Annotated in this window: 10 protein-coding genes, 3 pseudogenes and 1 other annotated feature; of the genes and pseudogenes, 5 read left to right on the forward strand and 8 right to left on the reverse strand. The window is 57.5% G+C overall.

Annotation, left to right across the window (positions count from 1 at the left end; all coding sequences use genetic code 11):
* Nucleotides 1-435: 435 nt before the first annotated feature.
* A pseudogene (locus ACVWYQ_RS17495) lies at nucleotides 436-1461 on the forward strand (IS3 family transposase); the annotation flags it as partial.
* Nucleotides 605-720: a sequence feature (AL1L pseudoknot), on the forward strand. It overlaps the preceding pseudogene by 116 nt.
* A 78-nt stretch (nucleotides 1462-1539) precedes the next feature.
* Here the strand turns inward: ACVWYQ_RS17495 and ACVWYQ_RS17500 are convergent.
* The 6 genes from ACVWYQ_RS17500 to ACVWYQ_RS17525 form a co-directional block, all read right to left on the reverse strand.
* Nucleotides 1540-1926 (reverse strand): ectoine synthase, encoded by a 387-nt coding sequence (locus ACVWYQ_RS17500; protein ID WP_275501652.1) that lies wholly within the window; start codon nucleotides 1924-1926, stop codon nucleotides 1540-1542.
* Nucleotides 1927-2566: 640 nt separating this feature from the next.
* A complete protein-coding gene (locus ACVWYQ_RS17505; RefSeq protein ID WP_456726115.1) occupies nucleotides 2567-3979 on the reverse strand; it encodes a hypothetical protein in 1413 nt (470 codons plus the stop codon).
* Nucleotides 3976-5340, reverse strand: a complete 1365-nt coding sequence (locus ACVWYQ_RS17510) for a CHAT domain-containing protein (RefSeq protein ID WP_456726116.1) — start codon at nucleotides 5338-5340, stop codon at nucleotides 3976-3978. The genes ACVWYQ_RS17505 and ACVWYQ_RS17510 overlap by 4 nt, the downstream gene beginning before the upstream one ends.
* A 3-nt stretch (nucleotides 5341-5343) precedes the next feature.
* Nucleotides 5344-6783, reverse strand: a complete 1440-nt coding sequence (locus ACVWYQ_RS17515) for a hypothetical protein (protein WP_456726117.1) — start codon at nucleotides 6781-6783, stop codon at nucleotides 5344-5346.
* A 33-nt stretch (nucleotides 6784-6816) separates the two neighbouring features.
* Entirely contained in the window at nucleotides 6817-7443 is a 627-nt protein-coding gene (locus ACVWYQ_RS17520) for a hypothetical protein (RefSeq protein ID WP_456726118.1), read from the reverse strand.
* A 19-nt stretch (nucleotides 7444-7462) separates the two neighbouring features.
* Complete coding sequence (locus ACVWYQ_RS17525) at nucleotides 7463-8098, reverse strand: hypothetical protein (protein ID WP_456726119.1); 636 nt, start codon at nucleotides 8096-8098, stop codon at nucleotides 7463-7465.
* A 1830-nt stretch (nucleotides 8099-9928) separates the two neighbouring features.
* On the opposite strand from ACVWYQ_RS17525, the gene ACVWYQ_RS17530 reads away from it, so the two are divergent.
* The 4 genes and pseudogenes from ACVWYQ_RS17530 to ACVWYQ_RS17545 all read left to right on the forward strand — a co-directional run.
* Nucleotides 9929-11287 carry a hypothetical protein gene (locus tag ACVWYQ_RS17530; RefSeq protein WP_456726120.1) on the forward strand — a complete coding sequence of 453 codons (1359 nt, stop codon included), beginning with the start codon at nucleotides 9929-9931 and terminating at the stop codon, nucleotides 11285-11287.
* A 75-nt stretch (nucleotides 11288-11362) separates the two neighbouring features.
* Complete coding sequence (locus ACVWYQ_RS17535) at nucleotides 11363-12319, forward strand: hypothetical protein (RefSeq protein WP_456726121.1); 957 nt, start codon at nucleotides 11363-11365, stop codon at nucleotides 12317-12319.
* Nucleotides 12309-12755 (forward strand): hypothetical protein, encoded by a 447-nt coding sequence (locus tag ACVWYQ_RS17540; protein ID WP_456726122.1) that lies wholly within the window; start codon nucleotides 12309-12311, stop codon nucleotides 12753-12755. Before ACVWYQ_RS17535 ends, ACVWYQ_RS17540 begins: the two co-directional genes overlap by 11 nt.
* 43 nt (nucleotides 12756-12798) lie before the next feature.
* Nucleotides 12799-14075, forward strand: a pseudogene (locus ACVWYQ_RS17545) (ISL3 family transposase); the annotation flags it as partial.
* 339 nt (nucleotides 14076-14414) lie between these two features.
* Here the strand turns inward: ACVWYQ_RS17545 and ACVWYQ_RS17550 are convergent.
* Nucleotides 14415-14609: pseudogene (locus ACVWYQ_RS17550) on the reverse strand (hypothetical protein); the annotation flags it as partial.
* A 200-nt stretch (nucleotides 14610-14809) separates the two neighbouring features.
* Nucleotides 14810-15697, reverse strand: a complete 888-nt coding sequence (locus tag ACVWYQ_RS17555; RefSeq protein ID WP_456726123.1) for a TauD/TfdA dioxygenase family protein — start codon at nucleotides 15695-15697, stop codon at nucleotides 14810-14812.
* Between the last annotated feature and the right edge of the window lie 1008 nt (nucleotides 15698-16705).

Here is a 16705-nt window from a genome sequence, read left to right on the forward strand (position 1 = left end):
GTTCTTTGTCAGTATGCTGGCCCTAACACTGCTATGTCACTTATCCGACCTCGTCGGACATCATACCAATTCAGCGCGCTATCAATCGGCCCAAGGCTTGTGGAATCTCGCCAGATGTGTTTCGGGCAAAGGAAAGAGGAGCCTAGAACGTCAAAGAGATTTTTCCGCGGCGCACCGGCTTTTCAGGTGTGACTCTCTTGAAATTCCGATAGTGCGTGATCGAGGCCAGTGGCTTTCGCAGTGGACGCCTAGAGGTCGTGCTCGTTGATCGGGGGTCACAATCCAGCGGCTGCGAAGTAGTTGGCGCGTTGGCGCATGCCTGTGGCTCGAAGAGTTTGACGATTTGCCAACTCCACAGGGCGATGAACCGATCCGGGTTTGCCGGAGGCTCCAAATCCTGAGAGGATGGAGCCATGACAAGCAAGTGGCGGCGGGACGTCGATTGCGGCCAAGATCGGCTGCACACCGGAGACGCTGCATGACTGGGCCAAGAAGGCGGAAGTCGATAACGGGCAGCGGCCGGCGTTCCGACCGAGACGCTGAAGGCGCTGCAACGGGAGAACCGCGAGCTTAAGCAGGCCAAGTAGATCCTGCGCAAGGCACGCGCCTATGTTGCGATGGCGGGGCTCGACCGCCGTGTCTAAGCGATGATCGCCTTCATTGACGATCATCATGGAGCGCAGGTGGGCGAGCCGATCCAGGGTCTTGCCGAGCCCCCCTTCGGCCTACCATGCCGATCGAGCCAAGCTGTCAGCGCGCGCCCGGCGGCACGCGGCGACGAAGATCGAGGTTCGGCGCGCCTTCAATCAGACTTCTCCGTGTACGGCGTGCGCAAGGTCGCAAGGTCTGGCGCCAGCTCAAGCGCAGAGATCTTCCATATTGTGCGTTCCACAGTCTCGCCATTAATGCGGGACATGGGTTTGCAAGAAACATCCGCGGCAAGCCCGTCAAGACCAGCAGCGACAAGGCGGCGGCTTGCCAGCAGGATTACGTCAACCGCCAGTTCCAGTCGTCACGACCTTGGCACTCCGATTTCACCTATCTCGCGACCTGGACCGGCTCCGTGTACGTCGCCTTTGTCATCGGCGCCTATGCTCAAAGCATCGTGGGGCTGGCGGGCCTAGCGCACGACAAGCGCCGGCTTCGTGCTCGATGCGCTGGACTGGAGCAGGCCCTGCGGCGGCCGGTACGTCGCGGGGGCTTGTGCAGCATAGCGACAGGGGCCGCCAGAACCTCTCGATCACATACACCGAGTGCTGCTGAAGTAGGCGCGGAGCTATCTATCGGCAGTGTCGGAGATCCTATGACGACGCTCTCACCAGAACCATCAACGGCCTTCACAAGGCCGAGGTGATCCACGGCCGGGTCATGGCGAAGCTTCGAGGCTTTCGAATTTCCACCCTAGAATGGGTCGATTGGTCAACAAATCGACGGCTCCTGGAGCTCATCGCCAACATTCCCTCGTGCCGGGACAACCAGCCATGGCAGCATAACTCAAACCAAATGGCCTCGAGGGCAAGCCCGGGGTGGTTCACTTGCTTAATATGCCGAGCCTGCCGGGTCGTTGAGCTTGTGGCGCTCGGTTCCGTTGAGGGGCGGGTTGAAGATACTAACGAGGATCAGATCCTTGTCTCGCCCCCCACGCAGAAGATGCTTGTCATGCTTGTCTAGCACATACATGTCGCCCTTGCGAATGGGGAAGACATTGCCGTCCATGTCCTCCACCTCGCCCTCCCCGGCGATGCAGTAGCAGGCTTCGAGATGATTACGATATTGCAGAAGCGAGATGGTGTTAGCGCGCACTACGGTGTGGCAGATGCTAAAGCCCATGCCGTCCTTAGCCGTCAGGAGGCGGTGGCTAGTACCATTGCCCCAATCGACGAAGTGATCGGTCGCTTCAATATCGTGCAGGCTACGCACAATCATATTGTTTGATTCCAGGAATACAGGTGCGAGTCACTATTGTGGAAGCGCGCCATTGTTCTGACCTAGAAGCGCGGCTTCCGCGCTCCCGAAGCGGAAAGCCTAGGGCTATTTGGGCGGGGCGGGCCGGCGAGAGCCTGCCAATCCATGTCCTTCACGGCCACTCGCCCATTCCTGATACGGCGGCGTCTGACCTCACCGGGAAGCCGTAGCCCAATCACGAGACGAGAGACCCCGCCACCATGGCGGCGCGGCGGCTGCGGTGGCATCAGGATCGATTGAGCAAGTTTCATCCGAACTCTTAGAAGTGAGCTGCTAGATTGTTAGGGTCGTGACGGCCCTCTCTCAAGCAAGCGATGTGCCAACGACATTCTGAAAACACTCCTGAAAAAACAATGCGCCTCTCGCCGCGCTAGCTGGGATCTGCCGTCACGCTTGCGACACCGATGTCTTGAATGAAACGCAGCTCAACACAGGACCGCGGCGGGGCAAGCTTCGCTGAAATGTGGACAATGGTGATAAATGATCCGGAAACTCTCAAATTCGCTGCTGACATTCGCTGTTCGTACAGCAGCCAACTGGCGGCCAGTCGAAACGAGTCGGCGTCACATCAACCGCTATTCCGAAGCAATCTGTCACAGATCTAGGCAATACCTGGCAGGCTCACGGTCGGATCACCTATGATAACCAGCGTCTGCCTGTCCATCGCCACTAACTGGCGGTACAATGCGAAATCGCGCATACTTGGCTCGCCGGCGTTTATTCCAGCTATCGCATCTTGCCAAGCCGCATAAAACGCTCCGGCCTCGCGATAGACCTTCTGCAGCGCCCAACCGATCGGATTGCGCTCGTAACGTAAGTAAAGTCTATCGTAAAGCGCTGAGCAAAGGACATGCGTGAGCACCTGCTTGTTGGCCGGATCCCGCAGGGTCCAGTCGAATGTGGGCTCGACATGCCCGACAAATGCGCGCAGCGGCTTTTCCGCACCAAGCAATGCACGCGGCACCGGCGCGATCGCGGCACCTGCGACGGTCGCAATCCTGTTCAGAACCGTACTTATTGTCCCAGATTCAGGCAAAAGTCCCTTGTACCGTGAGACCGAATCCGATCCCGCCGAACAGCACGCATGCGAGTACCAGATCGCACCAGACGGCTGCCACATCTGCAATTGCGTGCCGTCGACTACCTTGTGGTCGATATCGACCGGGGCACCGATCCACGATTTCAAGCGAACGTCGTCGTCGAGCGGGCCAGTCATGCCGTGACTTGTCGTGATCAAGAGTGCTGGCGACAATTCCGTAAGTGAAGCAACCAAACTTGATCCATTGGCCGACGTGTCCGCAATCCTTCGGCGCCGAACCAGATCGTTGTTGCCGTCAATCTTCTCCCAGAGTTTTCCGGCGACCGCACGAGCCATCAACCATGTAATGTCGTTCTTTCCGAGATCGACGCTCCATACGACGGGCGCCTTCGGATCGGAAAATTGACCCTGCCAGTCGTTGATCCGCGCATCGACATAGTGATCGAGCGCAGTATCGACCAAGTCCAGGCGCCCGACGAAGAGCGACATCTGCAGCGCATATTGAAGCGCCCAGGGAAGTTGAGTGGGCGAACCATACAGCAGCAAATATTGCGGAATACAGCCCTTACCGGTTCCAACCGTAGGGGCGAGGGTCGACAAGTCGTGAAAGTTGCCGTCCGGATAATAGCGACGCAAAAAGCTTTGCCCCAAACTACTGCGCCAACGCAATACCGGCGCGTTTGACCGCTTCTCGATCAGTCGTCTGATTGCGGACGGCGCATCTACCGCGGTCGACCTGTCCGAGTTTGATAGAACATCATTGTCCAGCAGAACAACGCCCCAGCCTATTCGTGGATCGCTCCAGTTGCGTTCATCAATCTCTTGCGGTGCTGCCAGTTGCGCTGCTGACAGCGCAGGTACCAGCCTTTGCGACTGAGCCCAAGGCGTTCGCAATGGCAACACATCGCCCGCCGTCCTCTCGCCGTTCCATGCGTTGATCTGTACATCCTTGGGGCGGTTGATTTCGTCGGTCATGGTGTGACGAATTCGCCGAAGCGGTTCGGCCTGAAGTGCGGCGGAACCGAGGGTGGATTGTCGAGCAAGGCCGCGATCTGGTCGCGCACTTCCTCAGGCGTTTCCTCCTCCATCCGCCGCAGAGTTCTCGCAACGGCGAGCACCCTACTGGCGACGTCGGCAGGAAGTTGCAACGCTAGGAACGGCTTGTGAGATGCCTCATAGAGGACCGGCAACAACCATCGCCCAAAACCTCCGGGCATCGCGCAGCAGTGATCGTGAATGATTCGACGAGCGGGGATCACAGCTGGGGCGAAATCGAATATCACCGGACCGGCCGCCGGCTCAGGAGTGAGTTTCGACCCAACGATCCGAAACAGCTCTCTGTAAAACGCTTGGGTAAACGTCGTGGCGGCGGCTGTATCAATCGGCTCGGCCATACCGACGGTATAGGGACAACCCTTCCTGGCCACGGTGAGCGCCATCGAGAACAGCTGATGAAGGACCTCGGCACCGGAACAACTATTAAACACCGTAACCCAAACAGAGGAATTCAGTGCAAGGGCCTCACTCAAAGCTGTGACGGAGAGGAAGATCGACGAGGAATCGGCATTGCCGTTTGCCTCATTCGCTTCGTGATCGCTCGTCGTGGCGATCGACAATCCCTGAATGCCAAGCCGATCGATGCCGTGACAGAAGAAATGCACAAACTGTACCGGAGCGTCTCTCAGAAGGTTCGCTACTTGGGTGGCCGTGGAAGGCATCTGCTCGATGGTGATGCCGGTGTTGTGCAGCGGCCCCACTGCCGTCTTGTGTCGATACTCATCCAGCAACGCCTGCTCGGCTAGAAAGACGGTGCACTCGATCTCGAGGCCGTTCTGTTTGCTTTCGACGATCTGATCGCAGATCGTTTTCATTTCTCGGTCGGCCTTGATCCCGGCGGCGGACAGGAAGGCAAACATGCGCAACGGACGGGTGAACGCCTTCAGCGTCGAACCGATCCTGGCCGGGGCCAGCCTACTAACGGTGCACAATTCGCTCATGGCAAGGAAGCGTGGTTCTGCACCGCCATGGATCGCTTCCCAGCGGAACCGTTCCGCATCCGGTGCCTTCATGAGAAATCTCAAGGCCGCCCTTTGAGGAACCTGCTGGCCAAACATAGCGGTCAGCTCCGCTTTAATCGCCGGGTGGTCCGACAAGGCTTTGTGAACCGCGGCGCCGTAAGCGGTGACATTTGTCTCCGTATCGAGCGGCGGCATTGCTGCTGCATCGAGGTCGAGCGATCTAAACTCGAGCGCATAGGGATGATTGCTTTGACTCTCGAGACAGACAATCATGTCGTTGTTGCCGCCTCCGATAATCGAAACGATCGTGTCGCGCATATGTCAGCCGCCGAGCTTGCGGAGATAGTTGCCTACCACCTTGTGAATTTGCTCAAGAGTGTCGTCAGAACCTGCGATCGGTTCGACGCTTTCATCGGGAGTAACCTGGGTCCGCGCGTTATCCGAGGACGAAAGCAAGACGTCCGATGCGTTGCGACGTAGTCGTTCAAGTGCCGAAAATTCACATTGGCGCTGCAGCGACGTTGCCCAACTGGGCGCCTGCTTCATCTCATAGTCCGGGATGCCGCGAGTATCAGATGACATGTGGGGCGGTGTCCGATCTGCGATTGAGGCGGAGTGGAAAATGGATGCATTGGCCTTCAAGGCTGGAAGCGGCGAGGATATATGGAGGCTCTCGTACGCATCGACATAGTTGGGCGGGCAATATAGAAAACCATCGACCATAGAAGGCGCTGGCGCAGAGTTAGGTGCGAACAGGAACGAACAGGCGGCTCGCAAGGATGCAATTTGCTGGGAACTGCCGAGCGGTTGATAGAGCACCGCGGTGGGACGGGTGTGCGCGAGTGCGTCAGCGGCCAAGGCCAACGTTGGTCTGGCAGCGCCCGAAGGCGAATTTGAAAACAATGCCGCCCAAGCGCCGGCTCGTGTTACGATTGCGGCGAGATCCATCGCATCGACATATGAGTAAGACTCATATTTCTCATTCGGCGCGATCGAATTAGACATCCTGAGGGCGGGTCCGAATTCAGTCATGCCCGAATTGCAGACGAAGAAGATCGCATCGAGGCTTCTCGTGCCGAGTGCTGCCTTCATCCAGACCCACCAGAGCGATTGGAACGGTGGCTCGATGGGCCCCTGCGAGAATACTGCCGCGCTGGTGGGCGCAAACATGGGGTCATGGATTCTCAACCGTTTGTCATAGCCATCCTTTTCCAATAACCGATGCCAAAAGCTGGCGGTGAACAAGTGCACCCTGCTTTGGGCTCGCGGGGAAGCGGATAAGATGGTCTCTACGATCTGGTTGAGGAGCGTTTGAACGTTGGTCAGAGGCGCGCTTCGATCAGGGTCGAACCAAATCGCAAGTTCGAGAACATCACGGTCTTCGCATGGGCGTTCGAGAAGATCGGGAAAGCGCAGCACCGGGCGTTCCAAGGTTTCGGTCAGCGCCCTCTCCCACGGGAGTACGGATACATAGCCGTGGGGCTTGGCAAAACGAAGCCAGAGCGGCAGATCCTTGGCATCGCCTTTCAGGCTCTTTTTGATACCGCTGGTGATCTGCGGCCACAAATTCAGATCCGGCGCCGCATCGGTCTCGATGCTACTAGGTACACCCAGCTCTCGAGCAGGAATCTGCCAGCTCTCAGTCGACCCCGCCGTTCCAACGCCCCGGATCAATAGCAATTCAATCTGAGGGCTGGCTTCCCAGAACGTCAGCGTGACCTGCAATATAATCAACGGTGGAGTTGATGACTGTCCGGACATGAACGCTCTCGTCGACTAAGGCCGTTCGTCGTTTCAACGCGACATCTGCTCACGCAGTAACCAGGCGATGGAAGGATTTGCGATGCCGCCATGGGCATCGATCCGATTGCCTGCCGAGCCGTCGAAGCCGACAATGGGCGCATTCGGGTAATCCACATGTTCACCCGGCAGGGGAATGGGATCTACCAACTGCTCGGCGGCATCCCGGGGGCCATAGCCGCCCAGCGCCGCGTAAACGCTCGGCGGCGAGCCTGCCGTTGTCGGTGGTGCAGCAATTTGCAATTCGCCAAGATCCTTCTGCCTCAGCAAGGCAAGATGATAGATGGCGTGTAGAGGAATGTCCGCTGCACTGTAGGTGGAAAAGATTGGAGTTTCGACGAGATCGAAGGCGTCTCGATATCCACCCGGGGCATCGCGTCCGGGTATGTGGGTCGCAAAGCTGAGGTAGGAAATGGCGGGCTGCAGGAGAAGCAGCGACTTCATCCTGCGGGTCGGTCTTGAACCTGCCACAAGGGCCGACAGCATGACTTTGCATCCGAACGAATGCCCGACTCCGTGAATCGGCGCCGGACAACCAGTGAGCATTTCTCTCAGCAGAGTGGCGATGCCGTTTGCGCCGACCTTGCCGGCGCGATCCTTCATAATGTAAAGCGACGCCATCCGTATCGCGTTGCGGGGATCAAGATATTCGAGACCTCCGGCGGCCCTTATCCTGCCGCGCCCACCTTCCATCGACGGTCCCGATCGCGTCGATGTCGTCGTCAGTCGACGCTTCTCCTTCGCTTGCAAGCTGGATGTCCTTAATTGCAGCGAGGATGTTGTCCTCGTTGGCCTGGGCTTCCTTGACGCCTTCGGGCTGGCCAGGGATGATGATGGGTTTAAGCAGACGCGCCAATTCTCGCGCCTCCGTTAGGTCGATCTTGTTGACTTCCAGCAACTCATATAGGCGCGCGCGATCGGCTGTCGATGGAAGCAGGCCGGCGACTTCCTGCAATACTGCTTCATTTGTCAACATCTGCAGATCGCCAGCGGCCGCCATCTGTGGTCCGGGCTCGGACGGCAGCCAGATACTTGGCCAGCTCACGCCGACGAAAATAGCAGGTCCGTGACCGATGGGATGAGCCGCTAGGACCCGCTCGAAATCGCTCAGGAATCGTCGATATAGGTCGACTGCGTCGGCGAAGTCGTTATTCCAGCCGTGCGAGAAAAAGATGATTGGCTGTTGTCTATCGGCAATTCTCGTCAGCAGCGCATCGCGAGTCTTCGGAGAAGTGCATGCGCCATCCTTGTCAAACCGTATGAGCCAGCTTTCCATCGCTATTCCTGGCAATGGATATGGACCGGGAGGACGGACAGCAGCCATTTTCTACCCCGCTTAATCAGACAAACCGCTTGGCGCTACCTCTCCAATTGTGGCTTCCAAATTGCCCCGCATGCGAAACGCCCATTCGCTGGTTACTAGCTCCTAACGAGCCTTCACGAATTGAATAATAGGACGCGCGCAAGGGCGAGCTGTGAAGTGGGTCACACTCTATCCGTTATTTTAACCTACCCTTGGTTGCGGCGCTGCATTCCGGATGTCACAGGGCTTCGGCTCGTTGGTACAATGCCAAGATTTCGTCGTTTGAGATCGGCGCCGTCCGTGTCGTCGGCTGTCAAAAACGTTTCCGGCGCGGCAGTATTGCTTACCAATTCAGTTGGCTGAAACTCGGCACCGACCGTGCAGGAACACTTACGAAAGTGATCCAAAATTCTGTACCCCTATTCCGCGGTGCCGCTGCTCCGGCTCCCGCTCGCCTCTTCGACTGGACGTAGAGCCTGCAACCCGCACCGGTAGAACGCGCGGTCCTCGACAGTGAGGCGGATTCGCGTTGTGCGAAAGTCGTCTCTCGATAGCCAGACTCCAGAATACAGGCCTCCACCTAGTCCCAGGCAGCTGGCCTCATGGACGAACCGGATTTCCAGCGACGAGGTCTGAATGGCGGTACCCGTCCCCTCGGCTGGCACCTGGGAGTGAGGGACCCACCGGCGGCCTGGATCGCAGCTCGCACGTGATCGTGCGTGTCCGCCACAAACTGGAGTTTGCCTGCGAGCAAAAGGGAGGACATAACATTTGCGGGATACTGCCCACTGATCAATCTGCGGGGGTCCACTCGCCTTTCTGGCGTCAAACCAAAACGGGGCACCGGTTGGAAGCGTGAGCTGGCCGATGTTCGGGTCTCCGGCCGCCCAAGCACTTGCGCCCTGAGGCAGCCGCTTGGTGCATTTCGGTGAACAAGGAGTTCGAACTACACGACCGCCACCGCCGCCTTCTAGTGAAGGCAAATAAAACTTGGAGTATCGTGAGATAGTCCAAAGCGCCAAAGTAATCAGGGGCCTCCTTCTCGATGGGGGCACTCAACCCCATCGTCCAGCGACATCCGATCAAGCGCAATCCCCAGACCGTCATTCTTCATGAAGGAGATCGCCAGGTTCAAGCATGAGTGCGTATCCCTCTTCACGCTCGCCTGGAGCCAAGGAAAGCACATGCCCGTCCTACTCGGGGAGCTGAAGGCAATCCGGGTAGCGCCGGCTTTCCACTTGGGGGCAACGTTTTTCAGGCGAGACGAGCTGCCAAGTTAGCGGTTCAGCTAGAGCCGATCTTAGAATATTCACTCGCGGGAGTACTTTTTCTGACCGGTTCGGTCGAGGCCGGTTAGCGCGACAATAAAGGACAACCTGGTGCGCCACCCATGGACGCGTCCGCGCGAACTCAGATTCGAGAGGGCTAGCAAAGCAAGGGCTTCGCGCACCACACGTGGACAACTTGGCCTAGATTTCACATCGCGATGTGCTGGAAAGTAGTCCGCCTGCAGTTGATCCATAATCGGCGATTTGGATTCAGTCGCCCACAGCTACCAGGTCTCAGTAATCTGGACCGCGCAGTAGCTGCAGCGCTGATAGAAACACCCATGCCCCGAGGTGCCACGGCTTTTCCTCGCGGAGCAAGGCTGCAGCTTTTCGTTGCCCTCGCCGTGCTTCGCGCAGATTTTCCTCGCGACTCTGCACATCTTTGGAAACGGAAAGGCCTGGCCGCTCGGCACAGGACCGAGAAGTGTGAGCAACGAGTCGAGTGGATTGCAAAATCGTCTGCGCACGCCTATCGATGGAAAATATTGCTGGTCTGATTTGGACGAAAACTTTGCCTGCGCCCGTGGATAGCCAAGCCGAAACGTCAGCCTTCGACGCCTGGAAGAATGGAGCGCGAGAGCTTGCCAAGCGGCAGGAGCTGATCACGAATGCCAGTCGGGATGAGCTCAGAAAAGCGCTGATCGAGCTCGACATGTTGTTTAGGAATGCTCCGGGAAGCGTGCACAAGGCCTATCGGAATCTCACGGAAAAGCGAATCGAGGAGGCACGAGAGAGCTTCGCCTCCTCAATAGGAGACGGCCATCTCTCGTGGTCGTTGTCCGACGAGACGCCTGAGCTGGCGGCGTCAAGGATGGGCGGCCTCATACGGGAAATCGACAGGGTGCTTGCTGAGCGGCGTTCGCAGTGGCCGATTGCGCCGAGTGAGTGGCATCTCGATCAGCTTGGATGCTGGTTCATTCCGCGGCAAGGCGTGAGCGTACTGCGCCCAGCTCGAAGACTTCAGGCTTATTCGAAGCGGGGTTTACTCTTCCATCGGATATTGCCGGCAGTGATCCAGGGCTACCCTGTCCATGTCGTGGATACTCGCACGTTGCATACGACCGCTTCGGACGCGCGCAAATGGAAGATGGGTGCTTGCCTGTTCAAAGCCGTAGAGCTCAAGCCAGAGTTTTGCTCCATAGCAGGCGATAAGCGTTTCAGGGTCGCCAGCGTTGAAGCGCCGTCAGCAGAGGACGCAATTTCTGAGCAGATTACTCAGGCCCTGAAGGAGAACTGCATCGCGGTTGTGTGGCCGGAGTTAGCTGTCTCGCCGGACCTGCGTGCGAAGATCCTCGAGCTCATTCGAGACCGGGATGTTACGGACCAGCTCGAAGCGCCCGAAATTCTGATCCCAGGGACTTGGCATGAGAGAACCGACCACGGGACCGTCAACCGGGCCCGGATCTACGACGGCTACGGAGAGGAGCGCTTGAGCTACGACAAGATCGCCCCTTACGCCGACGATGGTTGGGGCATTGAAAATATCACCGCTGGCGACCGGGTATGTGTCCTTGCCACAGAAGGCGCATTGATCGGTGTCGCCATTTGCCTGGATTTTTGTGACGTGTGCCAGACGCCTTTTAGTGAGCTCGACGTCGACGTCATGCTCGTCCCGTCAATGGGTAACGACCGCACAATGCAGGGCCACCAGACCACCGCGGCGCAAGTTGAGGTGAGGTTCGGTACCCGCAGCTTCGTGGTGCAGCATCCGACCCAGACGACGCTACCGGACCGTCTAGGTACTATATTACCCCTGCTGAAAGAACCCGCCTCTGTTTCAGCCAAGGAACTCGGCCAAAACACCGTGTGGGCTGCCTACAAATGGGGCTCTTGACAACTAGATTGGGCGACTAAAATCAGAGTAAAGCGTTGTAAAGCGTTATTAACCGTTGTGATGTAGGGCTAGCCCATGTCGGATCTGGCACTGGAAAAGGTAGAGACGGGCGAAGCGACGGCGAGCGAAGCCAGGCATGTCATTTCCGAGCTCCTCAAAGAGGGGTCTGAAAAAAGCCTGGAGCGCCTCTACGCCACTCTGGGAGCGTGGGTTTGGAACACCCTGGAGAGCCGCCGGCGTGACCAAGAGCTACGAGAATGGTTTGATATCCTGCGACGGATAAGCGCAACGCTTGGCGCGCGGAATACTGCCTATGCGGAGCGCTTCAGAGCATTCTACGACCTTCTACATATGTCGATAAACACGTCCAAGCTCGCACGTCCGAGCAAGGTCCTGCATCGTCAGCACGTGGTGCCAATACTTCGATTGCTCCGCGACACGCCATCCCGACAGATGGAGAAGGCGGCGATCGCCAAGAGACTACATCTGCGAGATGCCAATCTCAGCAGGATTCTTCGTTTGATGACTAATGCACGGTTCGTCGAACGAACAACCCAAGGCAAATTTGCCCTTTTCGCCCTGACCCGTGGCGGCCTGCTCGAGCTGGAAAGGCGCGAAAAGCGCGAAACGAAGAACCGCGACCGATTACCCGCGCAAGTGCGAGAGACATTCGCGCGAGTCGGAGCCGCTCATCCTCAGCACGTCGTAGCAGACGCGGATGTTCTTCGGGACTTCTTTAACCTGGCGATCCACGGTTCAGTGCACACTCATGATTCCGCGGGGCTACGGAACGCGTGTCGCGCGATTGAGGATTATTTGCTCCATCTTCACGGACCAATACCTTCAGCGCCCGGATATTTGAAGGCTCCGACGAAAAACTCATATCAAGGCTTTTCAGTCACGGTTGTGCAGGCAAAAAAGGCCGAGGCTCATGGCTTCTACACGATTGAGGCGGTGAGCAATCCGAAACCTGCCTCATTCCCCGTGGGGATACTGCATCCATACGGCGAGGAGAGCGAACATGTCGACTGAAGATGATCTTGGTGCTTTGAGCCCAGATGAACCGCAAAGCGACCCCGATGCCGTCATGCTATACGGAAGCGCCCTAGTCGACCGGCTCACCTACATATCATCAACCTTCAGTTCGCTGGTCATGAGTGTAGGCAGAGCTGCGCGTGATAATCGCGATGTCCTCGTTCCATTCGTCGAGGTGAAGTTCGAGGGCCCCATCGGCCAGGACAACCCTGTTTCGAAGAGCTTCTTCTCGGAGCTCGTGCCCCTCGAAAATATAGCGTTCGTTCTCGAGGACATATCGAACGATCTCACAACTGTTTGCCAACACTTCAGCGCCGTGGCTGCCGGCCCAGTGAAGCCTGACTTCAAGCGACTTGGCGAAACGCAAAGGCTCTTGAACGATGCCAAGGGCAACCTGGAAAAGTGTCTGGCCGATTTGGAAAAAATCGGGTGAGAGCCCCTGAGTTTCAAAGTACCGATCAGATCGAAGGCTACCGCAGTTCGGAGAAGACATCATCGCGCTTCGACGGCGCCGGACGGCATGGCTGGATACATCGTCCATCACGTGGGTTGGCGCTCGGCGGCCGGCCGGCGGCAAGCTTCGCCAAGTGGCTCATGCTGCCTGTCAGCAACGATACCTTGCTGCGGGTGGTCCGCCGGCGACGGTGATGCCGACAGATCCGTTGCTTGTTGTGGGCATCGATGACTGGGCGTTCCGGAGAAACCATCGATACGGGACGATCGTGTGCGATTTGGAGCGCCGCCGGATCGTTACCCTGCTGCCCGACAGGGAAACTGCGACCGTTCGGGCGTGGCTATCGAAGCACCCAGCGATCAACATTGTGTCGCGAGATCGCGGTGGTGGATGCGGCGAGGCAGCAGCCAAGGCGCTGCCGAACGCCATCCAAGTCGCCGACCGCTGGCATGTGATGGAAAATGCGAGCGCGGCCTTCCTTGATGCGGTGCGCCGCTCCATGAACAGAATCCGAACCGCAATCGGAGCGACGATCAGTCCGGAACTGCACACCTGGGCGGAAAAGCTGCGTTATCAGGGCTATTTGCGGCGCCAGGACAGCCATGCCGCATTGCGGCTCTCGTCAGCGACGGTGTGCCGCCAAGGAGATCGTCCGCCGCACAGGACATGGTCGCAATCTGGTTCGCCAAATTAGCCGCGGCGGCGATGCGGATGTGTTCCGCACCCGTCAAAGCACCCCTGGACGGGCATCTGCCGTTCCTGGACACGCAGTGGTCAGGCGGCTGTCGCAACGGTGCCGAACTCTGGCGCCCTTTAAAGGGACAAGGCTTCAAGGGATCGCTGCGCGTGGTGGCGGAATGGGCGACGCGACGGCGGCGTGCCGAGACTATCAGCCATCAACAATTGCAGAAGGTCCCCGCCGCCAGGACGATAGCGCAGCTGATGACGACGACGCGCGACCACCTAACCAGGGCCGAGACCGTCACGCTTGCCGTCATCGAACAAAATTTCCTATGCTGGCCGATGCGCAAGCTTTCGTTGGCCGCTTCCACGCGATGATCCGAAGGAAGGCCGAGATGGAGCTCCAATCTTGGATTGATGAATCCAAGCGGAGCCTCATTGCCTCGTTCGCGAATGGGATCGCCAACGATAAGGGGCGCGGTGCACGCCGCTATTACGCAACCCTGGTCCAATGGCCAAGTGGAAGCTCAGATCACCAAGCTCAAGCTGGTCAAACGGCAGATGTACGGGCGCGCTAAGCTCGATCACCTTCAGACCAGGCTGATTGGCGCGCCATAAAACCAATCACGATCATCGAATGCGTCAGAGCCAAATTTGAACGCCGATTGACATTTTGGATGCGTCGTCTTGACCGCAGTCATAGCGGCCACCAATCATTCGCCGAGGCTGGAACAGCTACTCAACGAACGACGAAGAAGAGGTTCAATTCAGCCATCTGATGCGGTAGCCCCCTACTCGCTCGCAGGCAGCCAATTGCCCGATCTCGGGCCAATCGTAGCCGCGGATCAGCCCCGCGGTGGGCCATATGGATTAGGCCCGTCAATCCATGTTGGTTTCCTGTGAGCTCGCCACCCCGATCACGGCTGCCGGATTAACAAGGTGGGAGCCCTTCTGAGACCACATGGTCGGAGCGCTGGTCAACGCCGTCTGGCCGATTTGCTTGAGGACCTCAATGGACGTCTCTCCTCGTGACGCAGCTTCAAGAATTCTCGAAGCGACGTGCGTTCGGGTGCCAGTCTCACCTGCCGGGAGTTCTCTGCAAACTTCATTCAGAACTGCGCGCAAGAGAGCGGTGGTTTCGGAGTCGAACATGAGGACTACCAACAATTTTGATGGGTGTGCCTTGATGCGAATCCATACGAGCTTCGGTGGGGTAGTGCCGTTTACGTCGGGAAACAACAGACGAAGGCGTGCGCATCAGCTACTCAGCCTCATTGCGCGCAGGAGAGCCTTGATGACGCTCAATTCAGATCACTTCCTTCTATTGGCGATAGACCAGATCAGTGGCCACACTAGGCAGCCTTGGCCGTCTGCAGCTTTGGCTTGGAGCGCGCCACGCTGGGAGGACCAGCGATACTGAGCGGTACATCGCCATCGATAGCGCTACGCCTCTCGACTCCATCTCGGTCACTGGATTTTCCGATGGCGCAACGCTGGGTCGCGCGGTTATCCCAGATTACAACGTCGCCTGGTTTCCAGCTCCATCTTACGCTATTCTCGGGCGAGGCGAGGTAAGATCGAAGGCGCTCAAACAGCTTCTGGCTCGCATATCTTTCCAGGCCGACGAAGTTCCTCACGGACTCTCCAAGCACGAGCAACCGCTCGCCCGTCTCGGGATGGACGCGAACAACCGGACGCGCGTCCTCGCAGATGGCTCCGGTGAAGACATCACCAAATTGCTTTGTGTCCATCTCGGCGGAGTGCCTGATCAAGCTGCAATCATAGGTACTGCAGTGCACTGCCCAGAGATTGTCGGCCAGCATCCGCAGCGGCTCCGGAAGATCAAGATACGCGGCCGCAGTGCTTGACCACACTGTGTCACGGTCATCAGGCGGGATCACGACGCCGCGCAGCACCGAGATCTTCGGAGATTCGTCACCGAAACTGACGTCCCTGTGCACCTGGTCCGCATGGCTGCTGCGACGATCCGACTTCATATCTATAGGCGTTACCAGCGAACCAAGCCTGAGGGCAAAGCGATGCTGCTCGAAATCATCGAGATGTCCCTGATCGCGGAAGAAGATGACCTTGTGCTCGAGGAGTAACTGGCTAATAGCCCGAACCATCTCGTCTGATAATTCATCTGATAGTCTGATGTTCTTGATCTCGGCACCCAGCCGGGCCGTGGATTTGACGATATCCGCTCGCGGGATAATGTTATGGTCTGTCATGTTGCTCATGCTCATTCTCTCGCTATCGTGATGCGCGAACAAAGCTGCGTGATGCCTCGGTCGAGGGACCGACTCCAGAAGCCATCCAAGTCGGCTTGGCGATGCACCCTACTCGCTCGCAATGTGCTGCAGCAGTCGCCACAAAAGGTTGCGATGGATCTTGGGCTATAGACCACGACGATCGTGTGACCTGCTCCGTCGCGCACAGCTCCGACTCTTGCATCGGCTCTGACCAGAGGACGAGTCGACGGGCAGCGGTGCCGGGATCGACGTGCAACATGATCGATTACCTCGCTCTTACATCGCAATCATACGGTCAACAGATGTCCAGTCCATGAAACGAAACCAGCATTCTTTTCGCCGATGAGAAATGTTCGCTCTGTCCGGGAGCCAAGCTTAAAGATATTTTTGGGAACGCAATTCCTCACACGTCCGCAACAGGTACATTCGAGCTTATGAGGACGAAACGGATAACTCGCGGTCTCATCAATCAGCGCGACACGCAGCGATATTCTACCACAAGTTACGAATACTTACATATGCAATTTACACGTCAACATACATTTGTTTCGTCGCATTGAATTTAGTAAAATTGCGCAACGGTTTCATCCGCCTGTCACATACGAGCAGGCGCGCAGTCCCGAAACGAGAGATCAATATCAGCCGCAATATCACTTCCCGCTGCGGTTTAACAACGGGCTATACCACTCGTTTTGCGAGATTTCCATTTCAGGAGACCGCTTCAACGTGAACTGGGACTTGTTTCAGTAGCTTGGATATCATCGCTGCCAATCTAGAGGATTGAATTAAGTCGCGACTTGGCGATCATCGCTCGCACAAATGTCCGATACGTTGAGCGCCGTCATAAGCCACTTCTCGGAAAAGCCAAGACGGCCCGCACCGCCAGCAGTGGACGACAATGCCTCGGCGGAGTGACCCGTGCACGCAACGCACACCAAGGCGTGCTAATCCGTCTCGGCTTCCATTGGCGTGATCTCGGACTCGATTGTATCTCAC

It is taken from the genome of Bradyrhizobium sp. USDA 3397 (assembly GCF_054060965.1).

Coding starts and splice junctions, on each gene's coding strand:
- ACVWYQ_RS17555 (WP_456726123.1), bottom strand. CDS start 15,697: ATGAGCAACATGACAGACCATAACATTATCCCGCGAGCGGATATCGTC.
- ACVWYQ_RS17520 (WP_456726118.1), bottom strand. CDS start 7,443: ATGGCGTCGCTTTACATTATGAAGGATCGCGCCGGCAAGGTCGGCGCA.
- ACVWYQ_RS17500 (WP_275501652.1), bottom strand. CDS start 1,926: ATGATTGTGCGTAGCCTGCACGATATTGAAGCGACCGATCACTTCGTC.
- ACVWYQ_RS17535 (WP_456726121.1), top strand. CDS start 11,363: ATGTCGGATCTGGCACTGGAAAAGGTAGAGACGGGCGAAGCGACGGCG.
- ACVWYQ_RS17515 (WP_456726117.1), bottom strand. CDS start 6,783: ATGTCCGGACAGTCATCAACTCCACCGTTGATTATATTGCAGGTCACG.
- ACVWYQ_RS17505 (WP_456726115.1), bottom strand. CDS start 3,979: ATGACCGACGAAATCAACCGCCCCAAGGATGTACAGATCAACGCATGG.
- ACVWYQ_RS17510 (WP_456726116.1), bottom strand. CDS start 5,340: ATGCGCGACACGATCGTTTCGATTATCGGAGGCGGCAACAACGACATG.
- ACVWYQ_RS17530 (WP_456726120.1), top strand. CDS start 9,929: ATGGAAAATATTGCTGGTCTGATTTGGACGAAAACTTTGCCTGCGCCC.
- ACVWYQ_RS17540 (WP_456726122.1), top strand. CDS start 12,309: ATGTCGACTGAAGATGATCTTGGTGCTTTGAGCCCAGATGAACCGCAA.
- ACVWYQ_RS17525 (WP_456726119.1), bottom strand. CDS start 8,098: ATGGAAAGCTGGCTCATACGGTTTGACAAGGATGGCGCATGCACTTCT.